Below are 9827 nucleotides of genomic sequence, written 5' to 3' on the forward strand. Positions count from 1 at the left end.
GCCGCACCCCCCGCCGGCCAGCCTTCGATCGTGCCGCCGCTGCCGCCGGGTCTGGTGCCGGCGCGCCCGGCGACGCCGTGAGTCGCAGCACCTCGCGACCGCCGGTCCTGCTCGCCGCGCTTGCCCAGCTGCTGGCGCTGTTTGCGGTCTGGGCGCTGCAGGTCGGCCTGATCCGGCTGTTCGGTCGTCCGCCGGTCGATGCCGGGGTATTGCTGTTCGTGCAGGGCCTGCTGGCCGCTGCCCTCGGCCTGCGCTTCGGGCTGCCGCGCTGGTGGATTCCGATCCAGATCGTGTTCCTGCCACTGGCCTGGGGGGCGCTGACGCTGGCGCTGCCGCCGCTGCTGTGGCTGGCACTCGCGGCTGTGGTATTCCTGATCTTTCGCAACAGCGCGCTGCAGCGCGTGCCCTTGTATCTTTCCGGTCCGGATGCCTGGGCGGCGCTGGCGCAGCGTCTGCCGCGGGCCGATGCGCGCGTCATCGATCTCGGCTGCGGACTCGGCGGCCCGCTGCTCGGGCTGGCGCGCCAGTGCCCGCAGGCGCGCATCGAGGGCATCGAATCGGCGCCGCTGCCGTGGCTCTGCGCCTGGCTGCGCTGCCTGCGCGAGCCGCGCATCCTCGTGCGCTACGGCGATTTCGGGGCGCTCGATCTCGGTGCCTACGATCTGGTGTTCTGCTTCCTGTCGCCGCAGCCGATGCTGACGCTGTGGCTGAAGGCGCGTGCCGAGATGCGTGCCGGCAGCCTGTTCGCGAGCCTCGAATTCCCGGTCCCGGACCTGCCCGCCGATGAGCAGCTGCAGTTGCCGGGCGGACGCACGCTGTATCTCTGGCGTTTGTAAACGCGATACCCCGCGCTGCCACGTCTATGCTTGTTGCGATGCAACATCGTGGCGCGGACACGGTCAGTGTGATCGTGGCCGCAACAGGCGGTCGGAATTGCGGAGATCAGTCGATGGGCATGCTTGACAGCGTCGGCATCAAACTCGTGGCCGCCCTGCAGGGCGGCGGAGCGCACGGTGCGTACACCTGGGGGGTGCTGGATCGCCTGCTCGATGAACCGGCGATCCGCTTCACGGGGTTCTCGGGCACCAGCGCCGGCGCGATGAACGCCGTGGTCTGCGCGCACGGCCTGGCGCTCGGCGGGCGCCAGGGCGCACAGGCGGCGCTGGCGCGGTTCTGGTCGGCGGTCGCCGATGCCTCGCGCCTGACGCCGGCCCAGCCCGGTCCGCTCGACCGGCTGCTCGGCGACGACAGCCTGCACTGGTCGCCGGGCTTCCGCTCCTTCATCGCGCTGACCCGCGTGCTGTCGCCGTACCAGTTCAATCCGCTGAACGTGAATCCGCTGCGCGACATCCTCGAAGCGCAGATCGACTTCGAGCGGCTGCGCGCCCCGGCCGCACCGCGGCTGTGGGTGGCGGCGACGCGCGTGCGTACCGGCACCGTGCGGCTGTTCACCAATGCCGAACTGTCGATCGACGCGGTGCTGGCCTCGGCCTGCCTGCCGTCGTTGCATCAGGCCGTCGTGATCGACGGCGAGCTGTACTGGGATGGCGGCTACAGCGCCAATCCGCCGGTGCGCGTGCCGGCCGAGAGCGGCGCGGCCAACGACCTGCTGCTGGTGCTGCTGGCGCCGCTCGAACGCGAAGGGCCGTTCCACACCGCGCCCGAGATCCTCGGTCGCGCCAGCGAGATCGCCTTCCACGCCACGTTCATCCAGGAAATGCAGGGCCTCGCCGAACGCGCGGCCGCGCCGATCTGGCAGCGTTACAGCGATCCGGCGGCCCGCCGGCGCTATCACCTGCTCGCCGCCGGCCCTGAACTGACCGAGCTGCCGCAGCCGAGCAAGCTCAACGCCGATCGCGCCTTCCTCGACCGGCTGTTCGAGGCTGGTCGCAGCCGGGCCGAGGCCTGGCTCGCCGCGGACGGCGCCGCCCTTGGACGCGGGCGCGGCATCGATCTCGCCGACGTGTTCGGCGAGCTTTGAGCGCTCGCGTCCGCGCCCGCATCCATGTTCGCACCCGCGCCCGCCGCGTGATTCAGTCCGGCAGGCGCACGGCGAGCACGTCGCAGCGGGCGCCGTGCAGCACGGCATCGGCGGTCGAGCCGAGCAGCAGCGCGAGCCCGTGGCGACCGTGGCTGCCGACCACGATCAGGTCCACGCCGAGTTCGGCGGCGGTGTCGAGGATGCCGGCCTTGGTGCTGACCGAGGTCAGCACCGTCTGCACGGCCTCCGGCAGGCCGAGTTCGGCAGCCAGCCGGGCGAGTGCGGCCTTTGATTCGCGGGTCAGCGCCTCGTCGGGCATCTCCGGCAGCAGCGGCATCAGCTCGTAGCCGGCACTGACGTTGACTTCCTCGATGACGTGCACGAACGACAGGCGCGCGCCGTAGCGGGCGGCCAGACCTTGCGCGTGCCGGCCGACTTCGGCGGCCTTCGGCGACAGGTCGGTGGCGAACAGTACGTGGCGGTACTCCTGCATGGCACGGTCCTCCGGGCAGATCGGTGGGGGTTTCCGATCCGTCCGCGGGCCTCAGGCGACGGCCGCGACGTGGCCGTTTGCCACCAGGCGCCGGCGTTCCTGGCCGACCCACTCGCGGATGTGCTCGCCGAGCTGCACGACGATGCGCTTCATGCATCGCCGCCGCGCGACCTCGCCGCCGGTGACTTCGGACGGATCGGGAAAATCCCAGTGTATGTGACGGTACTCGCCCGGGAGTTCCGGCAGATAGGCCAGGGCCTCCGGGCAGAGCGTGATCACGCAGTCGAAGGGCCGGCCGTGGAAGTTCTCGACCGGCTTGGCGAGCTGGCCGGAAATGTCGACGCCGATCTCGGCCAGCACCGACTGCGCGAGCGGGTCGAGCGCGCCGGTTTCGGTGCCGGCGCTGCAGGTGAGGAACAGCGGACGGCCGCAGCGGCGCAGCAGCGCCTCGGCGATCTGCGAGCGAGCAGCATTGTGCCGGCCCAGGAACAGGACGGTGACGGGACGCATGGATCCTTGCCTCGATCTTGTTGCGGTCGATCCTCGACCGCTTGTTATGGCGTGTCCCTGAACCGGGACATCGTGCTCTGGTGGTGGGTGCGCCATGGGCAGCGCACGGCGGCAGCATGCCGCTGATGCGTGACCGTGCATTGACGGGCGTCAGGCAAATCCTCGATTGCCGCCGGACGCGCCCGGGGCCGGATCAGGGCAGGGTCTGCCGCAGCTCGTGCAGATAGGCGCGGCTGGCGACCCGGGCCGGGTCGTCGGCCGGCAGCGCGGCGGCAGCGGCCTGCAGGCCGGTGAGGCCGAGCTGCAACTGCACCAGGGCCAGGTTGTGCCGGGTGCGCGGATCAGGCCGGCGGCGCAGGGATTCGCGGTAGGCGCGTTCGGCGGCATCGTAGTCGCCGGCTTCGGCGAGCGCGTTGCCGAGCCGGAACCACGGGTCGCTGCCGTCGGCGGGCGGGTCCAGCACGGCCCGGCACGCATGCTCGGCCGAGGTCGGTGCCAGACCCGCCGGCAGCGACGTGCAGCCGCCGGCGGCAAGGCCGGCGAGCAGCACGAGATGCAACCGGCCTCGCATCAGCGCCTCGCGCTTGCCGACGGTGCCTGCAGCACCGCCGTGCAGGCCTCCGGCAGCACCGGTTCGGGTGCCGGCGGCGTCGGCAGCGGCGGGCGGCGCGCGGCCTGACGGATTTCCTCGACCCAGGCATCGAGCCCGGCATCGCAGCCGTCACCGGGTTCGATCGGCTTCTGCGCCGAGCATTGCGGGCTGTCCGGCGGGCAGTACAGGCGCACGTGGAAGTGCGCATCGTGTCCCCACCACGGCCGGATCTTGTGCAGCCAGCCGCGATCGGCCTCGCTGCGGCAGAGGCTCTGCTTGATCACCGGATTGACGAAGATGCGCTCGACCGCCGGATCGTCGGCCGCCGCGCGCAGCAGTGCGCGCTGGCGGGCGCCGAAGCGCGCGAGCACGCGCCCGGCGTACGGGTCGATCATCGTCTGCGCGCTCAGGCTTTCGAGGGCTGCTCCGGACGGTGCGCGGCCACCGGGCGCATCGAGGAACCAGACATCGACATCGAGGCCGATCTGGTGGCTGCGGTGACCCGAGAGCATCGGCCCGCCGCGCGGCTGGCCGAGATCACCGATCAGCACCGGCGCGAAGCGGCGGGCCTCGGCCGTGTAGCCGAGCTGTTCGATGAAGCGCAGCAGCTCCGGATGCCCGTAGTAGCGGTTGCGCGACGGGCGCATCGCCTGATAGCCGGGGCCGGACAGCGGCAGCGTCTGCGCGCCGGCGATGCAGCCGGCGGCATAACCGCCGTAGACCTGCGGCAGCTCGGCACTCGGCAGGCGGACTTCGCCCCAGGGGCCGGCAGCGGCGAGGGCAGGGACGAGCAACAGGGACGACAGCAGCGGACGCAGCATGAGGGGCGGACAGTCCTCGGCGGGGCGGGGCGCGAGTCTACGGAAGATCGGCGCCGGTGCAACAAGGCGACGCCGCGCACTCGGCGCGGCGTCGGCGGCAGGGCGGGAGGGCGTGCGTCCGGCTCAGTGCTTGCGCACCTCGTTGACGAGGCTGACCTTGCCGTTCTCGTCGACCGCTTCGAGCCGCACCGTGAAGCCCCACAGCCGGAACATGTGCTTGAGCACCTCGTACGTGGTCCCGGCGTTCAGCGGCCGGCGGTTGTAGACGCTGTGGCGCAGCGTCAGCGAACGGTCGCCGCGGCGGTCGACGTTCCAGACCTGGATGTTCGGCTCGCGCGAGCCGAGGTTGTACTGGTCCGACAGCGACTGGCGCACCTTGCGGTAGCCGTCATCGTCGTGGATCGCGGTGATCTCCAGCGTGTCGGCCTTGTCGTCGTCGAGCACCGCGAACAGCTTGAAGTCACGGATCAGCTTCGGCGACAGGTACTGGGCGATGAAGCTCTCGTCCTTGAAGTTGCGCATCGCGAAGTCGAGCACCTTCAGCCAGTCGCCGCCGGCGATTTCCGGGAACCAGCGCCGGTCCTCGGGCGTCGGGTTTTCGCAGATGCGGCGCAGGTCACTCATCATCGCGAAGCCGAGCGCGTACGGATTGATGCCGCTGTAATACGGCGAATCGAATTCCGGCTGGAACACGACATTCGTGTGCGACTGCAGGAATTCGATCATGAAGCCGTCACTGACCCGGCCTTCTTCATACAGCCGGTTCAGCAGCGTGTAATGCCAGAAGGTCGCCCAGCCCTCGTTCATGACCTGGGTCTGGCGCTGCGGATAGAAATACTGGCCGATCTTGCGCACGATGCGCACGATCTCGCGCTGCCAGGGTTCGAGCAGCGGCGCGTGTTTCTCGATGAAATACAGCAGGTTCTCCTGCGGTTCCTCGGGGAAGCGCGCGCTTTCCTCGACCACCGCCGCACCGGCGCGCACCGGCACCGTGCGCCAGAGGTCGTTGACCTGCAGCTGCAGGTATTCCTCGCGCTCGCGCTGGCGCTGCTGTTCCTTGGCCATCGACAGCGGTGCCGGACGCTTGTAGCGGTCGACGCCGTGGTTCATCAGCGCGTGGCAGGAGTCGAGCAGTTCCTCGACCGTCTCGATGCCGTAGCGCTCCTCGCAGCGGGTGATGTAATTGCGCGCGAACACCAGGTAATCGATGATCGAATCGGCACTGGTCCAGGCCCGGAACAGGTAATTGCCCTTGAAGAAGGAGTTGTGACCGTAGCAGGCATGCGCGATGACCAGCGCCTGCATGGTCATCGTGTTCTCTTCCATCAGGTAGGCAATGCACGGATCGGAGTTGATGACGATCTCGTAGGCCAGGCCCATCTGACCGCGCCGGTAATGCTTTTCGGTGGCGACGAACTGCTTGCCGAACGACCAGTGATGGTAGCCGATCGGCATGCCGACCGAGGAATAGGCATCCATCATCTGCTCGGCGGTGATCACCTCGATCTGGTTGCGGAAGGTGTCGAGCCGGAACTGCTCGCTGGCGATGCGCGCGATTTCGCGGTCATAGGTTTCGAGCAGTGGAAATGTCCACTCCGAGCCTTCGGAAATCAGCCGTTTGCCACTCATGCCATGCGCCTCTTGAACAGTTCCCGGAATACCGGATAGATGTCTTCGGCTCCGCCGATTTCCTGCATCGCGAACTGCTTGTGGGTGGTCTGGAGCTTCTGGTACTCCTCCCACAGGCTCTGATGCCGGTCGGGTGTGATCTCGACGTAGGCAAAATACTGCACGAACGGCATGATCCGCGCGCTGAGGATTTCCCGGCACTGCGGCGAGTCATCCTGCCAGTTGTCGCCGTCCGAAGCCTGGGCCGCGTAGATGTTCCACGCGCCCGGCGAATAACGCTCCGAAACGATGTCCGCCATCAGCGACAGCGCCGAGGACACCACGGTGCCGCCGGTTTCACGGGAATAGAAGAACTCCTGCTCGTCGACTTCCTTGGCGACCGTATGGTGGCGGATGAACACCACCTCGATGCGTTCGTAATTGCGGGTCAGGAACAGATACAGCAGCGTGAAGAAACGCTTGGCCAGATCCTTGCGTTCCTGATCCATCGAGCCGGACACGTCCATGATGCAGAACATCACCGCCTGCGTCGTCGGTTTCGGCTGGCGGATGCGGTTGTTGTAACGCAGGTCGAAGGTGTCGATGAACGGAATGGCTTCGATGCGGAAGCGCAGGTGACGGATTTCCTCGCGCAGGCGTTCGGCCTCCGGCGAACCTTCGCCCTCGCTGGCGAGGATTTCTTCGAGTTCCTGTTCGAGTTCGCGCAGCCGCGTGCGGTGCGGCGCGCCGATCGCGGTGCGCCGCGCCAGCGCACCCTTGAGCGAGCGCACGACGTTGATGTTGCTCGGCACGCCGGCGGTCGTGTAGCCGGCGCGGATGTTCTTCCATTCCGGAATCTTCGCGAGCTGGGTCTTGATCAGCTCCGGCAGCGCGAGATCCTCGAAGAACAGGTCGAGGAACTCGTCACGCGACAGTTCGAAGACGAAGTCATCCTCGCCCTCGCCGTCCTTGCTGGCCTGCTTGCCGCCGCCGCCGGCCCCGCCACCGCCCTGCGGCCGCTTGACGCGGTCGCCGGTCGAGAACTCCTTGTTGCCGGGGTGGATCGTCTCCCGGCGACCGCCGGAGCCGTGGCTGAACACCGGCTCCGACAGGTCGCGGGTCGGGATGCTGACCTTCTCGCCGCTGTCCACGTCCTTGATCGAGCGACCCGCCATGGCGTCGGCCACGGCGCGCTTGAGCTGATCCTTGAAGCGGCGCAGGAAGCGCTGCCGGTTGACGGCGCTGCGATTCTTGCCGTTGAGCCGCCGATCGACGAGATGGGACATGGAAGCATTCCTCGCGGGGCAGGGGCGACAGGCGTCAGGACGACTTTCGCACGCGCAGGTACCACTCGGAAAGCAGACGCACCTGCTTGGCGGTGTAGCCCTTCTGGGTCATGCGGTTGACGAAGTCCTCATGCTTCTTCTGCTCGTCGGCGGACGACTTGGCGTTGAAACTGATGACCGGCAGCAGGTCCTCGGTGTTCGAGAACATCTTCTTCTCGATCACGGCGCGCAGTTTTTCATAACTGGTCCAGACCGGGTTGCGGCCGTTGTTGGCGGCACGGGCACGCAGCACGAAGTTGACGATCTCGTTGCGGAAGTCCTTCGGGTTGGAGATGCCGGCCGGCTTCTCGATCTTTTCGAGTTCGCTGTTCAGCGAGGCGCGGTCGAAGGATTCGCCGGTATCCGGATCGCGGTATTCCTGATCCTGAATCCAGAAGTCCGCGTAGGTCACGTAACGGTCGAAGATGTTCTGGCCGTATTCCGAATACGATTCCAGATAGGCCTGCTGCAGTTCCTTGCCGATGAACTCGGCATAGCGCGGCGCCAGCCAGCCCTTCAGGTAGGACAGGTATTTCTCCTCGACCTCGGCCGGGAACTGCTCGCGTTCGATCTGGCGCTCCAGCACGTACAGCAGATGCACCGGATTGGCGGCAACCTCGGTGTGGTCGAAATTGAACACCTGCGACAGGATCTTGAACGCGAAGCGCGTCGAGATGCCGGCCATGCCCTCGTCGACGCCGGCGTAGTCGCGGTATTCCTGGATCGACTTGGCCTTCGGGTCGGTGTCCTTGAGGTTTTCGCCGTCATAGACGCGCATCTTCGAGAAGATACTGGAGTTTTCCGGTTCCTTCAGGCGTGACAGCACCGAGAACTGCGCCAGCATCTGCAGCGTGCCGGGCGCGCACGGGGCTTCGGACAGCGAGGAACTGATCAGCAGTTTCTCGTAGATGTGCACTTCATCGGAAACGCGCAGGCAGTACGGGACCTTGACGATGTAGACGCGATCGAGGAAGGCCTCGTTGTTGCGGTTGTTGCGAAACGCCATCCATTCGGATTCGTTCGAGTGTGCGAGGATGATGCCGTCGAACGGAATCGCCGACAGGCCTTCCGTACCGTTGTAGTTGCCTTCCTGCGTGGCGGTCAGCAGCGGGTGCAGCACCTTGATCGGTGCCTTGAACATCTCGACGAATTCCAGCAGGCCCTGGTTCGCGAGGCACAGGCCGCCCGAGAATGCATACGCATCCGGATCGTTCTGCGCGTAATGTTCGAGCTTGCGGATGTCGACCTTGCCGACCAGCGAGGAAATGTCCTGGTTGTTCTCGTCACCGGGTTCGGTCTTGGCCACCGCGACCTGTTTCAGGATCGACGGATGCAGGCGCACGACCTTGAAGCGGGTGATGTCGCCGTTGAATTCCTTCAGGCGCTTGACGGCCCACGGGCTCATCAGGCCTTTCAGGTAACGGCGTGGAATGCCGAAATCGTCCTCGAGAATCCGGCCGTCCTCATCCGGATCGAACAGGTTCAGCGGGGATTCGTTGACCGGCGAACCCTGGATGGCATAGAACGGCACCTTTTCCATCAGGTGCTTGAGTTTCTCGGCCAGCGAGGATTTGCCGCCACCGACCGGGCCGAGCAGATAGAGGATCTGCTTGCGTTCTTCCAGACCCTGCGCGGAGTGGCGCAGATAGGAGACGATCTGGTCGATCGAATCCTCCATGCCGTAGAACTCCCGGAAGGCCGGGTACACCTTGATGACCTTGTTCTGGAAGATGCGCGACAGGCGCGGGTCGAGGCGCGTATCGATCAGTTCCGGCTCGCCGATCGCCATCAGCAGGCGTTCGGCAGGGGAGGCGTAGGCACTGGGGTCGCTGCGGCAGAGTTCCAGGTATTCCTGGAGGCTCAGCACCTCTTCCCGGCTTTCCTCGTATCGCGTGGCGTATCGTTCGAAGATGCTCATGGCCTAACCCTCTTCTGGCGCCGGAATGCACGATGATCTGTCCCGAAACTAGCAATAGCCGGACCAATTTCGGGGATTCCTGCAGGGGGGACCGCCGACCGGTGCAGGTCGCCGTCGACGGTGTGGGGTTCTGGCGCTGCCTGGCGCCGGATCTGCTGCCTCCGGTCCCGGGCCTGCCTCAGGGAGGACCGTGACGGCGGGTGGCGGTTCGGAGCGCTTGTAGCCGTTTTGTCATCCGTCCGCAGCATGGTCGCTGCCGGCGACGACATGCTGCCGAGCGTATGCCGCCGCTCCCGCCCGGCGTCGGGGGGCAGTCGTGAACGACTGTAGCAAGCCCGGCGCGTTCTGCTGCATCGCCGCAATCGAGCCGCCATGCAATGGCGTACTGCATCAATCTGGTTCATGCCATGGTGCAGAGTGCTACGCAATGGTGCGCGAGCGGTCCCGAATGTGCGTTGCAGTGGCGCAAGGCGCTGCAGCCGCCGTCCTTCCTGGTGCATCGATGCCTGTCGACAATGCCGGACTCGTACAGGCGCGAATCCCGTACACTGGCGGGTCCGCATGCTTCCCTCCGACCCC

9 protein-coding genes are annotated in these 9827 nt (G+C 66.6%); 2 read left to right on the plus strand and 7 right to left on the minus strand.

All coding sequences use genetic code 11. The features are described from left to right. On the plus strand, positions 1 to 836 hold an 836-nt coding region (locus PKE44_RS10235), incomplete at its 5' end, for a hypothetical protein (protein ID WP_324550732.1). A 113-nt stretch (positions 837 to 949) separates the two neighbouring features. Then, positions 950 to 1981, plus strand: coding sequence for a patatin-like phospholipase family protein (locus tag PKE44_RS10240; RefSeq protein WP_324550733.1), 1032 nt, complete (start codon positions 950 to 952; stop codon positions 1979 to 1981). A gap of 52 nt (positions 1982 to 2033) precedes the next feature. On the opposite strand, the gene PKE44_RS10245 is transcribed toward PKE44_RS10240, so the two are convergent. The 7 genes from PKE44_RS10245 to PKE44_RS10275 form a co-directional block, all read right to left on the minus strand. Beyond that, positions 2034 to 2474 carry a universal stress protein gene (locus PKE44_RS10245; RefSeq protein WP_324550734.1) on the minus strand — a complete coding sequence of 147 codons (441 nt, stop codon included), beginning with the start codon at positions 2472 to 2474 and terminating at the stop codon, positions 2034 to 2036. Between the two features lie 51 nt (positions 2475 to 2525). Next, on the minus strand, positions 2526 to 2984 hold the full coding sequence (locus tag PKE44_RS10250; protein WP_324550736.1) for an arsenate reductase ArsC: 459 nt from the start codon (positions 2982 to 2984) through the stop codon (positions 2526 to 2528). 193 nt (positions 2985 to 3177) lie between these two features. Next, positions 3178 to 3555 carry a tetratricopeptide repeat protein gene (locus tag PKE44_RS10255; protein WP_324550739.1) on the minus strand — a complete coding sequence of 126 codons (378 nt, stop codon included), beginning with the start codon at positions 3553 to 3555 and terminating at the stop codon, positions 3178 to 3180. Continuing rightward, complete coding sequence (gene mepA, locus PKE44_RS10260; RefSeq protein ID WP_324550741.1) at positions 3555 to 4397, minus strand: penicillin-insensitive murein endopeptidase; 843 nt, start codon at positions 4395 to 4397, stop codon at positions 3555 to 3557. Before mepA ends, PKE44_RS10255 begins: the two co-directional genes overlap by 1 nt. A 123-nt stretch (positions 4398 to 4520) precedes the next feature. After that, positions 4521 to 6026: a SpoVR family protein gene (locus PKE44_RS10265; RefSeq protein WP_324550743.1), complete on the minus strand. Its 1506-nt coding sequence runs from the start codon at positions 6024 to 6026 to the stop codon at positions 4521 to 4523. Further along, positions 6023 to 7291 (minus strand): YeaH/YhbH family protein, encoded by a 1269-nt coding sequence (locus PKE44_RS10270; RefSeq protein WP_324550746.1) that lies wholly within the window; start codon positions 7289 to 7291, stop codon positions 6023 to 6025. The genes PKE44_RS10265 and PKE44_RS10270 overlap by 4 nt, the downstream gene beginning before the upstream one ends. Positions 7292 to 7325: 34 nt before the next feature. Beyond that, positions 7326 to 9248, minus strand: coding sequence for a PrkA family serine protein kinase (locus tag PKE44_RS10275; RefSeq protein WP_324550748.1), 1923 nt, complete (start codon positions 9246 to 9248; stop codon positions 7326 to 7328). Positions 9249 to 9827 lie beyond the last annotated feature (579 nt).

This window comes from Plasticicumulans sp. (assembly GCF_035331805.1).
Lineage (GTDB): Bacteria > Pseudomonadota > Gammaproteobacteria > Competibacterales > Competibacteraceae > Plasticicumulans.

What these genes read in the sequence shown, in the direction of transcription:
- PKE44_RS10255 (WP_324550739.1), bottom strand. Translation starts at nt 3,555, where the DNA reads ATGCGAGGCCGGTTGCATCTCGTGCTGCTCGCCGGCCTTGCCGCCGGC.
- PKE44_RS10265 (WP_324550743.1), bottom strand. Translation starts at nt 6,026, where the DNA reads ATGAGTGGCAAACGGCTGATTTCCGAAGGCTCGGAGTGGACATTTCCA.
- PKE44_RS10240 (WP_324550733.1), top strand. Translation starts at nt 950, where the DNA reads ATGGGCATGCTTGACAGCGTCGGCATCAAACTCGTGGCCGCCCTGCAG.
- PKE44_RS10270 (WP_324550746.1), bottom strand. Translation starts at nt 7,291, where the DNA reads ATGTCCCATCTCGTCGATCGGCGGCTCAACGGCAAGAATCGCAGCGCC.
- PKE44_RS10245 (WP_324550734.1), bottom strand. Translation starts at nt 2,474, where the DNA reads ATGCAGGAGTACCGCCACGTACTGTTCGCCACCGACCTGTCGCCGAAG.
- PKE44_RS10250 (WP_324550736.1), bottom strand. Translation starts at nt 2,984, where the DNA reads ATGCGTCCCGTCACCGTCCTGTTCCTGGGCCGGCACAATGCTGCTCGC.
- mepA (WP_324550741.1), bottom strand. Translation starts at nt 4,397, where the DNA reads ATGCTGCGTCCGCTGCTGTCGTCCCTGTTGCTCGTCCCTGCCCTCGCC.
- PKE44_RS10275 (WP_324550748.1), bottom strand. Translation starts at nt 9,248, where the DNA reads ATGAGCATCTTCGAACGATACGCCACGCGATACGAGGAAAGCCGGGAA.